The following is a 12,537-nucleotide window of genomic DNA, read 5'->3' as shown; positions in this document are numbered from 1 at the left end:
TACTGCAGGGGGGACCCTGTGGGAGAGTAGGACGCCGCCGAACAATCATTGTGGGAAAGCCCCGCACCAACCCTTATGGGGTTCGGTGCGGGGCTTTTCTGCGTTTACGGATCTTTTCCGGACCCGGTACGTGCAGGTTCGGATGGGGCCTGCCTGCTACCAGTCGGCGGGGTAGCTTTTGAGGCTGCTCGTGTCGAGCGTCCAGCGGCCGGCCGTGACGGTGTCCCCGAAGGAGTAGGGGACCGTCTTGCGGTAGCGGATGCCGTCGGGACCTTCCGAGGGGTCACTGTGCACTGTGGCGGTCCTCTTGTCCTTGCGGGGGTCCACCACGACGTAGAGAGGGACACCCATCTTCGGATAGTCGTGAAGCTTGTCGCGGATGTCGGTGAGGGAATTCGTACGTGAGACGACCTCCACCACCATCAGGACATCGCGGGAGTTGACGACCTTCGCCGTGTCGTCGGTGTCTTCCTCGGAGATGACCATGAGGTCGGGGACCTTGGTCAGGCCCGTCACCGGATCGCCCATGTTCGTGTCGTTGAGGGCCATGACTTCGGGTGTCTGGGCCTCGATCTGGCGGCGTAGCCGGACCACGTTCAGCCCGTGGGGAGCCGTGGGGCTCATCATCGTGAGGGAGATCTGACCGTCGGTGGTCTGCACCTTCCACTGGTCTTCCTGGTGCTCGGCCAGCTCCGAGAGCTGCTCCGCGAAGTCGTGCATGCGGCGCATCTGCTCCGCGGTGAGGTCGCCCATGGTGTCCTCCTGGTGGGTACCCGACCAGCGTATCCAGGCAGTCACCCGCTAGAGCCGCCCCGCGGCCTTGAGGGACAGGTAGGCGTCGGCCAGGGCGGGGGCCAGGGTGTCCGGGGTGGCGTCGACCACGTGGACGCCGTGGCGGGTGAGCTGTTCGGCCGTGCGGCGGCGGGCGGACTGGGACTGGGTGCCCGCCGCGGCTTCGTAGACGGCTTCCACGGTGCCGCGGGACTTCGTCATCTCCGCGACGTGGGGGTCGGAGACCGAGGCCAGCAGGACCGTGTGGCGCTGGGTGAGGCGGGGGAGGAGCGGGAGCAGGCCCTCTTCGACGGGGGCGGCGTCCAGGCTGGTCAGGAGGACCACCAGGGAGCGGCGCGGGGCGCTGCGCAGGATGGTGGAGACCAGGGTGCGGGAGTCGGTTTCGACGAGCTCCGGCTCCAGGGTGGCCATCGCGTTGACGAAGGCCGGGAGGGTGTCTGCCGCCGAGCGGGCCTGGACCTGGGCGCGGAGGCGGCGGTCGTGGGCCAGGAGGTCGACGCGGTCGCCCGCGCGGGTGGCCAGGGCGGTGAGGAGCAGGGCCGCGTCCATCGCCGCGTCGAGGCGCGGGGCGTCGCCGACGCGGCCGGCCGCGGTGCGGCCGGTGTCGAGGCAGATCAGGATGTGGCGGTCGCGTTCCGGGCGCCAGGTGCGGACGGCGACCTTGTTCTGGCGGGCGGTGGCCCGCCAGTCGATGGAACGGGTGTCGTCGCCGGGTACGTAGTCGCGCAGGCTGTCGAACTCCGTGCCCTCACCGCGGGTCAGGACGCTGGTGCGGCCGTCGAGTTCGCGCAGGCGCGCGAGGCGGGAGGGGAGGTGCTTGCGGCTGGTGAACGGGGGGAGGACGCGGACCGTCCAGGGGACCGTGTGGTGGCCCTGGCGGGCCAGCAGGCCGAGCGGGCCGTACGAGCGGATCGTGACGCGGGCCGCCTGGCGGTCGCCGCGGCGGGTGGGCCGCAGGCGGGTGGTGAGGCGGCGGCGTTCGCCCGGGGGGACCTTCAACGCGTGGCGGGAGCCGGTGACTTCAGTTCCCGGGACCCAGCTGCTCGGGGGCCAGGCGTCGCGGATCCGGGCACGGAGCGTACGGGGGGAAGGGTTCGTGATCGTCAGGTGGACGTCGGCGGTTTCGCCGAGGCGTACCGACGTGTCGCCGGAGCGGGCCAGTTGGAGCGTGCGGACCGGGGCCGCGAGGGCGTAGTCGACCGCGCAGGCCAGGGCGATGGGGGCGTTGACCGCCAGGATCCCCGCCCAGCTCGGCCCGAGGATGCCGACGGGGATGCTGCCGAGGGCCGCGAGCAGGGCGGCGCGTCCGGTGAACGCCATCAGCGCGGGACGGGGACGTGGGTGAGGATCGCGGTGATGACCGCGTCGGCCGTGACGCCCTCCATCTCGGCCTCGGGGCGCAGTTGGACGCGGTGGCGCAGGGTCGGCAGGGCGAGGGCCTTCACGTCGTCGGGGGTGACGTAGTCGCGGCCCACGAGCCAGGCCCAGGCGCGGGCGGTGGCCAGGAGGGCGGTCGCGCCGCGGGGGGAGACGCCGAGGGTGAGGGAGGGGGATTCGCGGGTGGCGCGGCAGATGTCGACGACGTACGCGGTGATCTCCGGGGAGACGCTGGTGGCCTCGACGGCCTTGCGGGCGGCGTCGAGCTCGGCGGGACCGGCGACCGGGCGGATGCCGGCGGAGTGCAGGTCGCGGGGGTTGAAGCCGGCCGCGTGGCGGGTCAGTACGCCGATCTCGTCCTCGCGGGAGGGGAGGGGCACGGTGAGCTTCAGGAGGAAGCGGTCGAGCTGGGCCTCGGGGAGGGGGTACGTGCCCTCGTACTCGACCGGGTTCATGGTGGCGGCCACGAGGAACGGCTCCGGGAGCTTGCGGGGGGTGCCGTCGACGGTGACCTGGCGCTCCTCCATCGCTTCGAGGAGGGAGGACTGGGTCTTGGGGGGCGTGCGGTTGATCTCGTCGGCGAGGAGGAGGTTGGTGAAGACCGGGCCGTTCTGGAACGAGAACTCCGCGGTGCGGGCGTCGTAGACGAGGGAGCCGGTGACATCGCTCGGCATCAGGTCGGGGGTGAACTGGACGCGCTTGGTATCGAGTTCGAGGGAGGCGGCCAGCGCCCGTACGAGGAGGGTCTTCGCGACTCCGGGGACGCCTTCGAGGAGGACGTGGCCGCGGCAGAGGAGGGCGACGACGAGACCGGTGACGGCGGAGTCCTGGCCGACCACGGCCTTTCCGATCTCGGTGCGGAGCGCCTCCAGGGCGGAGCGGGCGCTGTCCGTGGTGGCCGTCATGAGGTGCGGACCTCCCTTTCGAGGGCGTCGAGGTGGTCGGCGAGCGCGATGAGCGCCGCGTCGGTGGTGGGGGTGGTGCCGAAGAGCAGGGTGTCCGGGTCCTGCGGGGGCCGCCCGGCCGTGAGGCGGGCGGCGACGGCGGGGACCAGGGTGGCGGGGTCGTGGGCCCGGGTGGCCGGTACGCCGACCAGTGCGGCCAGGCGTTCGCGGGTGGCGGCGCGCAGCACGGTGGCGGCGCGGTCGCGGGCGCCGGCCTTGCGGTACAGGCGGGCGCGGCCCTCGGTGGCCTCGGAGGCGCGGATCAGGACGGGCAGCCGTTCGGTGACGAGCGGGCCGAGGCGGTGGGCGCGCCAGAGGGCGGCGACGGCGGCTGCGAGGAAGAGCTGGAGCAGGGCCCAGCTCCAGCCGGCGGGGATCAGGTCGAGGAAGTCCTGCTCCTCGCCGGCGCCTTCGGCGTCGGGGTTGGCGTCGGCGAGGGACGGCAGGTACCAGACGAGGTGCGGGCGGGAGCCGAGGAGCTGGAGCGCGAGGGAGGCGTTGCCCTCCTTGGCGAGGGTCTTGTTGAGGAAGATGCCCTCGGAGCCGAGGAGGACGGTGTCGCCGCCGCGGATGCCGGTGGGCAGGACGAGGAGGGTGGGGTGGCCGGCGCTGGGGTAGCAGCCGGTGGCTCCGGGGGTACCGGTGGTGTAGCGGAGGCCGCCGCCGGTCGCGGCGCGGCCCGCGGTGGTGGCGGCGGGGAGGGTGCAGGTGCTGCCCGGGTCGAGGTTCGTGTCCGGGGCGGCGGAGTCGTCGGGGGTGCGGGTGCCGGGGGCCAGGGCGGGGAGGCTGAGGGCGCTCGGCGCGAGCAGGACGGTCCGGCCGCCGGAGAGGTCGATCGCGGAACGGATGTCGCGGAGCTGGGTCTCCCCGAGCCGGTCGGGGTCGGTGACCAGCAGGGTCGTGTCGGGGCCGGCGGCGTCGGCGGCCTCCTCGGCGGTGGTGACGACCCGGGTGGTGACCCCGCGGGTCCCGAGCAGCTCGGCCACGGCCCGGCTGCCGTAGGGATCGGCGGAGCGGGGGTCGAGGTATCCGTGCCGGGCACCGGAGTTCAGGGCGGCGAGGCCCAGCCCGGCGGCGAGGAGCACGGCGAGCGCGACGAGGAACCCGCGGGCGCGGGTCCAGAGGTCCCGGGGCGATGTGCCTCCGGCGGTTGTACGGGGGAGGGCGGCGGGCTCGCCCGACGCCGTGGGGAGGGCTCCGCCCGGTCCTGCGGGTGCCGTGGCGTCGGCGGGGCCGGGCGTGCCGGTCGCTGCCGCGTGGACAGGCGGCGTGGGGGCTCCGCCCGGGGTGGGGTGACCCGTGCCGGGGGCTGTGCCTGCGGCTGGGGTCGCTGTGGGCCCGGCGGGGTGGCTCGTGCCCGGGGCTGCGCCCGGAGTGCCGGGGGCTGTGCCCGGCGGGGGCGCTGCCGCGTGGGCAGGGGGTACGGAGGCTGGGCCTTCGGCACGGGGGCTCGCGCCCGGGGCTGCGTCCCTGGTGGGTGGCTGCGGGCCGGGGGTGGGGGCCGTGCCGGGGGGTGTGGCCGGGGTTGGGGCGCCGGTGCTCGGGGTGGGGCCCGTGTTGGCGGGGTCTTTCGGGTTCGGGGGGGTGTGGGTCATGGGGTGGGGCCTGTCAGGAGGGGCTTGGTGCGGGACAGGGCCTGGTCCAGGGTGGTGAGGGTCGCGTACATCTCGGGGGTGGCCGGGTGGGCGCCGTAGGTGACGTCGTCGAAGGTGCGGGCCGCCGTGCGCAGGGCCGTGGCGTGGGACGGGAGGGAGACGGCGGCTTCGGCCGCCGCCTCGTCCGCGGTGCGGCCGGGGCGGGGGTCGAGGAGGGTGCGCTCCTCCAGGGAGCGGACCACGGCGCGCATGCGCTCCTGGACGGCTTCGCTCCAGCGGCCCTCGCCGGCCAGGGTCTCGGCGGCGGCGCGGTGGTCCGCAGCGCTGCGGATGCCGTCGTCGAAGAGCGTGCCCGGGGCGCGGCCGGCGGCGCGGCCCGGGGCGCCCAGGCGCCACCACAGGGCGGCGATGAGGAGGAGCGCGAACAGGGCGACGGCCAGCAGGCCCAGCGTGCCGCCCGGGGTCGCGCCGGAGGCACGGTCGAAGAGGTCCCCCACCCACTCCCAGAAGCGGTTCAGGGCCCTTTGGAGCAGCCCCGGGTCGTTCTGGTGGTACGCGGGCTTGGACAGCTCGCGGCGGGCCGCCTCGCGGGCGGCCTCACGGCCGATGGTGATCTGCGGTGTGGGTGGTGGTGTGTGGCTGAGCAGGCCCCCCGCGCTCCTCATTCCCGCGTCAGCCTCCGGTCGGCGGCGTGGTGGTGCCGTAGTTCTCGATGCCCGCCGCCCGCGCGAGCTCCAGGTCGAGGGCCTCGCGGCGGATGCGCTGGTCGACGTAGAGCAGGACGGTGACGCCGGCCTGCATCGGCATGGTGATCGTCAGGCCGATGACCCCGCCGATGGCCACCACGATCAGGAAGCCCCAGCTCGCGGTCCCGGTGCCGTCGGTCATGCCTTCGAGGCCGCCGCCGAACAGCAGCCCGCCGACGAGGGTGAGGGGGAAGATGATGAGGGCGGCCACGAAGCCGGTGATGATCTGCGTCAGGAGCGTGATGCCGAAGATCCGCCACCAGGAGCCCTTGACCAGCTTCGAGGAGCGGACGAGGGACTTGCGTACCGTCGCCTTCTCCAGCATCAGCGCGGGCGAGGCCAGGGAGAACCTGATCCAGAGCCAGAGGACCAGGCCCACGGCGACGAATCCGCCCAGGACGGTGAGGCCGATCTGTCCGGCGAGGGCGCCCGGCAGGACCAGTACGGCGAAGAGGAGCGCCGCGCCCAGGCCCATGAGGAGGGTCAGGCCGAACAGCCGGGCGAGCTGCGGGCGGGCCTCGCGCCAGGCGGCGCCGATGGAGGAGCCGTGGCCGAGCACCGCGCGGCTGAAGATCATGGTGAGCATCGCGGTGGCCACGATGGCTCCGATGAGCTGGATGAAGCCGTCCGCCGCGGACAGGCCCACGAAGGAGCCGAGGGCGTCGATCTGCTCGTCCAGGGGCGCGTCGCTCGACTGGTCCAGTACGACGTCACCGAACGCGTACTTCTGCATGAGCACGCTCGCCAGCTGTACGACGACGGCCACGACCAGGGTGATCGGCAGTACCGCGCGCCAGTGCTTGCGCATGGTGGTGACGGCCCCGTCGAGGATCTCGCCCATGCCGAGGGGCCGCAGCGGGATCACGCCGGGCTTCACCGCCTGGGTGTGCTGGCCCCAGCCGCCCTGGCCGCCGTTCTGGGTCGGGTAGCCGCCGCCACCCCAGCCCGCGCCCGGCTGCGGAGCCGCGGGCGGCTGCTGCTGCGGGTTCGGCGGGGTCTGGCCCGGGGTCGGGCTGGACCACTGGCCGGGGGGCGGCTGCTCGGCGGACCACTTGGAGTCGCCGGAGCCGCCCGCGGGCGGCTGCGTACCGTGGGAGCCGTCCTCACCGTCGGACGGGGAGGATCCGGGCGTAGCCCAGCCCGGAGAGTCGTTCATCGTCGCTCCTTCACGTGCACGCGGGGTGCGGGCGCTTGGTCCGGCTGCCATCGTGCCATGTGACAACCTCGAACGGACCAGCCGTCCCGAACGGACCAGGGGTCTCCTGGATCCCGGACCGTTCGCGCCTTCGTGCGCCGGGCGGATCCGGGGCACACTGGGCGCCCTGATCTCCACGCAGGTCCGAGGGACGATTTCCAGCCCCTTTGGCTGTGGGACAGCTCACCGCCGGGTAACGATTAGCTAATGGGATGATGTCAACCATGAAGGGACGCGTCCTTGTCGTCGACGACGACACCGCGCTGGCCGAGATGCTCGGCATTGTGCTGCGTGGAGAAGGTTTTGAGCCGTCGTTCGTAGCGGACGGCGACAAGGCACTGGCTGCCTTCCGGGAGGCGAAGCCGGATCTCGTGCTGCTCGACCTCATGCTGCCCGGTAGGGACGGCATAGAGGTGTGCAGGCTGATCCGCGCCGAGTCTGGCGTACCGATCGTGATGCTCACCGCCAAGAGCGACACCGTGGACGTGGTCGTGGGCCTGGAGTCCGGGGCCGACGACTACATCGTCAAGCCGTTCAAGCCGAAGGAGCTGGTGGCCCGCATCCGGGCCCGCCTGCGCCGCTCGGAGGAGCCCGCGCCCGAGCAGCTGACCATCGGTGACCTGGTCATCGACGTGGCGGGGCACTCGGTGAAGCGGGAAGGCGCCTCGATCGCGCTGACCCCGCTGGAGTTCGACCTGCTGGTCGCGCTCGCCCGCAAGCCCTGGCAGGTCTTCACCCGCGAGGTGCTGCTGGAGCAGGTCTGGGGCTACCGCCACGCGGCCGACACCCGCCTGGTCAACGTGCACGTCCAGCGGCTGCGCTCCAAGGTCGAGAAGGACCCGGAGCGCCCCGAGATCGTCGTGACGGTGCGCGGGGTCGGCTACAAGGCCGGACCGAGCTGACATGACACCCGGCAAGCCCCGTGGCCGCTCCCGCTGGGGAGCGCTGCGGGGCGGCCGGCTGCTCCATGAGGGAGCACCCGGCGGTCCCGTGCTGCGGCTGTTCGTGCGCCTCGTGCGCCGGCCGCTGCTTCCGGCTGTCCGGCTGTGGCGGCGCAACATCCAGCTCCGGGTGGTCGCCGCGACCCTGCTGATCTCCCTCGCCGTGGTCCTCGCCCTCGGGTTCGTGGTCATCGCGCAGGTCAGCAAGGGCCTCCTCGATGCCAAGGAGGAGGCTGCGCAGAGCCAGGCCGCTGGCGGCTTCGCGGTCGCACAGGAGAAGGCCAACACGCCCTATACGGCGGACGGGCCCGACGCCTCCGACAACAAGGTCGGCCGGGACGCCAGTACCTGGATGAACTCCCTGGTCAAACAGCTCGCCAGTGGTGGGCAGAGCGCCTTCGAGGTGGCGGCGCTGGGCGCCGGCACCGGTACCGGCGAGGAACAGCCGGCGAGCCGCGGCGCCCTCGGCGGCGTCCGTGGAGCCCGCGCCTCCGGCAACGTGGACCCCACCGCCAGCGTCCCGCTGGGGCTGCGCCGCAACGTCAACCACGCGACCGGCGCCTTCAAGACCTTCTCGCAGATCCGCTACACCGACGCCGGGGACAAGCTGCCCGAGCCCGCGCTCGTGATCGGCAAGCGGCTCACCGACATCAACGGCGACCCGTACGACCTGTACTACCTCTTCCCGCTCACCCAGGAGGAGGAGTCCCTCAACCTGGTCAAGGTGACCATCGCCACCGCGGGGCTCTTCGTCGTGGTGCTCCTGGGCGGGATCGCCTGGCTGGTCGTGCGCCAGGTCGTCACCCCCGTCCGGATGGCCGCGGGGATCGCCGAGCGGCTCTCGGCGGGGCGGCTCCAGGAGCGGATGAAGGTCACCGGCGAGGATGACATCGCCCGTCTGGGCGAGGCCTTCAACAAGATGGCCCAGAACCTCCAGAACAAGATCCAGCAGCTGGAGGACCTCTCCCGGCTGCAGCGCCGCTTCGTCTCGGACGTCTCCCACGAGCTGCGCACCCCGCTGACGACCGTACGCATGGCAGCGGACGTCATCCACGACGCCCGCGCCGACTTCGACCCGGTCACCGCGCGCTCGGCCGAGCTCCTCGCCGGGCAGCTGGACCGCTTCGAGTCCCTCCTCGCCGACCTGCTGGAGATCAGCCGGTTCGACGCGGGCGCCGCCGCCCTGGAGGCGGAGCCGATCGACCTGCGGGACGTCGTACGCCGGGTCATCGACGGGGCCGAGCCGCTCGCCGCGCACAAGAACACCCGGATCCGCGTCCTCGGAGACACCCAGCCGGTGATAGCCGAGGCCGACGCCCGGCGCGTGGAGCGGGTCCTGCGCAACCTGGTCGTCAACGCCGTCGAGCACGGCGAGGGCCGCGACGTGGTGGTCCGGCTCGCCTCGGCGGGCGGGGCCGTCGCCGTGGCCGTACGGGACTACGGAGTCGGGCTCAAGCCCGGTGAGGCCACCCGGGTCTTCAACCGCTTCTGGCGGGCGGACCCGGCGCGGGCGCGCACGACCGGCGGTACCGGCCTCGGCCTGTCCATCGCCGTCGAGGACGCCCGGCTGCACGGAGGCTGGCTCCAGGCGTGGGGCGAGCCCGGCGGCGGCTCGCAGTTCCGCCTGACGCTGCCGCGCACCGCCGACGAGCCGCTGCGAGGGTCCCCGATCCCGCTGGAGCCCGAGGACTCCCGGGCCAACCGGGCCAGGGCCGCGGCGGAGGCCGCGGGGGCCGCGGCGGGCTCCACGGCGGCCGGACAGCGGGCGCAGCAGGCGGGGCGCGGCGACCGGTCGCCGATACCGCCGAGGTCCCCCGTCGCGGGTGCGGTGCCGGTACCGGCCGACCCGACGGCGCTGCCGGGCAACGGGGCGCGGGTCGTGACCCGGCCGGGGCCGGCGGAGCAGGGGCCCGGTTCCGGCGGCGGGGCGGCGAACACGCGGTCCGGCGGGGCAGCGGGAGCAACCGACCGAGAAGGTGGAGGCAACGGTGGAGCGGGCGGAACCGACGGAGCGGGCGGAACCGGCGGAGCGGGCGGAACCGGCGGAGCGGGTGGATCGCGTGGGCGCTGAGCCGGGCCGGTCGCGGTCGCCCCGGCGCACGCCGCGCGCCGTCAGGGGCTTCGCCCTCGGCGCGGCCGGGCTGCTGCTCGCCGGCTGCGCCTCCATGCCCGACCACGGCGAGGTCCGTCCCGTGGAGGCCTCCCAGGGCGTCGACTCCCAGGTCCGCGTCTTCGGCGTGCCGCCGGCCGACAAGGCCAGTCCGCAGGAGATCGTCGACGGCTTCCTGGAGGCCATGACCAGCGATGATCCGCAGCTCCAGACCGCCCGCAAGTACCTCACCGAGGAAGCGGCGAAGAACTGGAAGCCCGGCGCGGCGGTCACCGTGCTCTCCGCCGGCCTCGACCGGTTCTCCGTACAGGGCGAGAAGGAGCCGGCGGCCCCCCGGTTCAAGGTCGCGGGCAAGATGCTGGCCACGGTGGACGAGCGCAGCGCGTACCAGCCGGAGACCGGCGACCGGCGCTACGAGGAGTTCCTCCAGCTCGTGCAGAAGGACGGCAAGTGGCGGATCGCGACTCCGCCCAGCAGCCTGGTCCTGAGCGAATCCGACTTCCAGCGCATCTACATGCCGGTCAACAAGTACTACTTCGCGGGCGCCACCCTCGTCGCCGACCCCGTCTACGTGCGTCAGCGCAGCGACCCCGACTCCCGGATGGACCCCACCACCCAGACCGTCACCTCGCTGCTGGCCGGCCCTTCCAAGTGGCTCGGTCCGGTGGTCACTTCGAGCTTCCCGACCGGTACGCAACTGCGTGAGGGCACCAAGTCCCTTTCGATCGACGGTCAGAACACGCTGCGGGTGCCCCTGAACAAGAACGCGGACGACGTCGAAGAGCGGCAGTGTCAGCGGATGGCGACCCAACTCCTGTACACGGTCAAGGATCTGACGGGTTCCCGGGTCGACCGGGTCGACATCGTGCGCTCCGACGGCACCACGCGCTGCCAGGTGTCCGAGGTGGACGCGGCCGTGCTCGCCAACCGGCCGCTCTCGCCCGGCCACCAGTACTACGTGGACGCGGAGAACCGGCTCCAGCGGTTGAACCTCGACCCCAACCGTGAGGACGAGCAGGAGCCGCCGACACCGGCGCCCGGGCCGCTGTCCGGGAACCGGGCCTTCAAGGTGGGCTCCGCCGCGGTGTCCTACGACGAGAAGCGTGCCGCGGTCGTGTCCGAGGACGGGCACGGGCTGTACGTGGTCAACCTGACCACTGCCGGAGCGATGCCGCAGCCGCTGCTGACGGGCAAGGGGGCCAAGCCCAACGGGCTGGCCACCCCGTCCTGGGACGCGGCGGGCGATCTGTGGGTCGCGGACCCCGACCCGCAGGACCCGACGCTCTGGCGGCTGCCCAGCGGCACCGGTACCGCCGAACGGGTCGAGGTGTCCGGGCTGGGCGGCGGGCGGATCACGGGGCTGAAGGCCTCGCCCGACGGGGTGCGGATCGCGCTGCTGGTGCAGCGGGAGAGCCGCAAGTACCTGTACATCGGGCGGATCGAGCGGCCCGACGCGAAGGGCGACGTCTCCGCGGTCTCGGTGCGCGAGCTGCGCCCGGCCGCGCCGCAAATGGCGGACGTGACGGCGATGAGCTGGGCGCCGCGGGGCCGGCTGCTGGTCGTGGGCCGGGAGAGCGGCGGGGTCGTACAGGCCCGCTACCTGCTGGCCGACGGCTCGATGGTCGGCGCCGGGCTGCCGGGGGCGACCGGGCTGGTGGCGGTGGCCGCGAGCGAGGACGAGAAGAAGCCGGTGGTCGCCGAGTCGCAGGAGGACGGCATCGTGTGGCTGCCGCCGGGGGCGCAGTGGCGCACGGTGGTGGCCGGCGGGCGGGCTCCGGTCTATCCGGGCTGAGGGCCGGCTGAGGGCGGGCGCAGGGCGGGCTGAGGTCGGGCACAGGGCTGGCTGAGGGCTGGGCTGGAGGTTGGCCGAGGTGGGCCGGCCGGGGCCGGTCGGCCGGCCCGGGGCCCGTGGGGCCTGCAATTTTCGTGGTTGTCCACAGGGGTGGTGGAGCGCTGTCCCCGCCCGGCAGAGTGGACGTCATGCGGGAGTGGTGGCGGGGGCTGGCCGGTGAGCTCGGCGGGCTGGTGCTGCCGGTCGGGTGCGCCGGCTGCGGGGCCGGCCGCGCGGTGCTGTGCGGAGCCTGCCGGTCGGCGCTCAGTGGGGCCGGGGCGGGCCCGGTACGGCCGTCTCCGTGCCCCGACGGGCTGCCCGCGGTGTATGCGGCCACCGTGTACCGGGAGGCCGTACGGGCCGTCGTACTGGCCCACAAGGAGCGCGGCGCGCTGCCGCTGGCCGGAGTCCTCGGCGCCGCCCTGGCGGCCGCGGTCCGCGCGGGCATGGCGGGCGGGGCGGGGGGTGGGGCAGTGGCCCTGGTTCCCGTGCCCTCCGCGCGGCACCGGGTGCGGGCGCGCGGGCACGACCCGGCTCGCCGGATCGCGCTCGCAGCCTCGGCGCGGCTGCGGCGGGAGGGCGTGCCCGCGCGCGTGACGCCCGTACTGCGGCTGCGGCGGGCGGTGGCCGACCAGGCGGGCCTGGGGGCGGCGCAGCGCCGGGAGAACCTCGCGGGGGCCCTGGAGGCCCGGCCCGGCGCCGGGCGGGTGACGTCGGAGGCGGCCCGGATCGTGCTCGTGGACGACCTCGTCACCACCGGATCCACCCTGGTGGAGGCGGCGCGGGCGCTGCGCGCGGCCGGGATCGGGGTGCCGGGCGGGGCGGCCGGGGAGGCGGCTCTGGCGGCGGCGGTGGTGGCCGCGCCGGCGGACTCCTTCGTGCGGCCCGGCGGCGGCCGGGTGGGGAGGCGCAATGCGTGCAGAGCAAAAAAATCGTGAATAGATTTGGAACTGGAAGGGAAGGCGCATCGTTGCAGGTAGTAAGAGGGAACGGCCACCTGAACGGA

The 12,537-nt window shown here is 73.8% G+C and carries 10 protein-coding genes; 4 read left to right on the top strand and 6 right to left on the bottom strand.

The genetic code is table 11. The features are described from left to right. Positions 1–156: 156 nt before the first annotated feature. From MTF69_RS23800 to MTF69_RS23775, 6 genes are all read right to left on the bottom strand, one after another. Positions 157–753: a Uma2 family endonuclease gene (locus MTF69_RS23800; RefSeq protein WP_243337437.1), complete on the bottom strand. Its 597-nt coding sequence runs from the start codon at positions 751–753 to the stop codon at positions 157–159. A gap of 48 nt (positions 754–801) precedes the next feature. Further along, a complete protein-coding gene (locus tag MTF69_RS23795) occupies positions 802–2,112 on the bottom strand; it encodes a DUF58 domain-containing protein (protein WP_243337433.1) in 1,311 nt (436 codons plus the stop codon). Continuing rightward, positions 2,112–3,074, bottom strand: coding sequence for a MoxR family ATPase (locus tag MTF69_RS23790; protein WP_243337432.1), 963 nt, complete (start codon positions 3,072–3,074; stop codon positions 2,112–2,114). The genes MTF69_RS23795 and MTF69_RS23790 overlap by 1 nt, the downstream gene beginning before the upstream one ends. Further along, the gene (locus MTF69_RS23785; RefSeq protein WP_243337430.1) at positions 3,071–4,198 is read right to left on the bottom strand and encodes a DUF4350 domain-containing protein; all 1,128 of its coding nucleotides are present in this window, start codon (positions 4,196–4,198) and stop codon (positions 3,071–3,073) included. Before MTF69_RS23785 ends, MTF69_RS23790 begins: the two co-directional genes overlap by 4 nt. Before the next feature lie 506 nt (positions 4,199–4,704). Continuing rightward, on the bottom strand, positions 4,705–5,373 hold the full coding sequence (locus MTF69_RS23780) for a DUF4129 domain-containing protein (RefSeq protein ID WP_243337429.1): 669 nt from the start codon (positions 5,371–5,373) through the stop codon (positions 4,705–4,707). 7 nt (positions 5,374–5,380) lie between these two features. Then, on the bottom strand, positions 5,381–6,610 hold the full coding sequence (locus tag MTF69_RS23775; RefSeq protein WP_243337428.1) for a hypothetical protein: 1,230 nt from the start codon (positions 6,608–6,610) through the stop codon (positions 5,381–5,383). A gap of 251 nt (positions 6,611–6,861) precedes the next feature. Here MTF69_RS23775 and mtrA point away from each other — a divergent pair, with 251 nt between their 5' ends. The 4 genes from mtrA to MTF69_RS23755 all read left to right on the top strand — a co-directional run bounded on the left by mtrA (position 6,862) and on the right by MTF69_RS23755 (position 12,469). After that, positions 6,862–7,551 (top strand): two-component system response regulator MtrA, encoded by a 690-nt coding sequence (mtrA, locus tag MTF69_RS23770; RefSeq protein ID WP_274552971.1) that lies wholly within the window; start codon positions 6,862–6,864, stop codon positions 7,549–7,551. Position 7,552: 1 nt separating this feature from the next. After that, positions 7,553–9,661, top strand: coding sequence for an MtrAB system histidine kinase MtrB (gene mtrB, locus MTF69_RS23765; protein ID WP_243337425.1), 2,109 nt, complete (start codon positions 7,553–7,555; stop codon positions 9,659–9,661). After that, on the top strand, positions 9,651–11,492 hold the full coding sequence (locus MTF69_RS23760) for an LpqB family beta-propeller domain-containing protein (RefSeq protein ID WP_308401444.1): 1,842 nt from the start codon (positions 9,651–9,653) through the stop codon (positions 11,490–11,492). Before mtrB ends, MTF69_RS23760 begins: the two co-directional genes overlap by 11 nt. A gap of 188 nt (positions 11,493–11,680) precedes the next feature. Continuing rightward, positions 11,681–12,469, top strand: a complete 789-nt coding sequence (locus MTF69_RS23755) for a ComF family protein (protein ID WP_243337417.1) — start codon at positions 11,681–11,683, stop codon at positions 12,467–12,469. Positions 12,470–12,537: the final 68 nt, after the last annotated feature.

The sequence above is a fragment of the Streptomyces sp. AP-93 genome, from assembly GCF_022808175.1.
Taxonomy (GTDB): Bacteria; Actinomycetota; Actinomycetes; order Streptomycetales; family Streptomycetaceae; genus Streptomyces.
The sequence above is the reverse complement of the archived record's forward strand: the minus strand, read 5'-3'. Positions and strand labels throughout refer to the sequence as shown.

Excerpts from the sequence above, each read along its gene's own strand:
- MTF69_RS23800 (WP_243337437.1), bottom strand. The coding sequence starts at position 753 with ATGGGCGACCTCACCGCGGAGCAGATGCGCCGCATGCACGACTTCGCG.
- mtrB (WP_243337425.1), top strand. The coding sequence starts at position 7,553 with ATGACACCCGGCAAGCCCCGTGGCCGCTCCCGCTGGGGAGCGCTGCGG.
- mtrA (WP_274552971.1), top strand. The coding sequence starts at position 6,862 with ATGATGTCAACCATGAAGGGACGCGTCCTTGTCGTCGACGACGACACC.
- MTF69_RS23775 (WP_243337428.1), bottom strand. The coding sequence starts at position 6,610 with ATGAACGACTCTCCGGGCTGGGCTACGCCCGGATCCTCCCCGTCCGAC.
- MTF69_RS23780 (WP_243337429.1), bottom strand. The coding sequence starts at position 5,373 with ATGAGGAGCGCGGGGGGCCTGCTCAGCCACACACCACCACCCACACCG.
- MTF69_RS23795 (WP_243337433.1), bottom strand. The coding sequence starts at position 2,112 with ATGGCGTTCACCGGACGCGCCGCCCTGCTCGCGGCCCTCGGCAGCATC.
- MTF69_RS23755 (WP_243337417.1), top strand. The coding sequence starts at position 11,681 with ATGCGGGAGTGGTGGCGGGGGCTGGCCGGTGAGCTCGGCGGGCTGGTG.
- MTF69_RS23790 (WP_243337432.1), bottom strand. The coding sequence starts at position 3,074 with ATGACGGCCACCACGGACAGCGCCCGCTCCGCCCTGGAGGCGCTCCGC.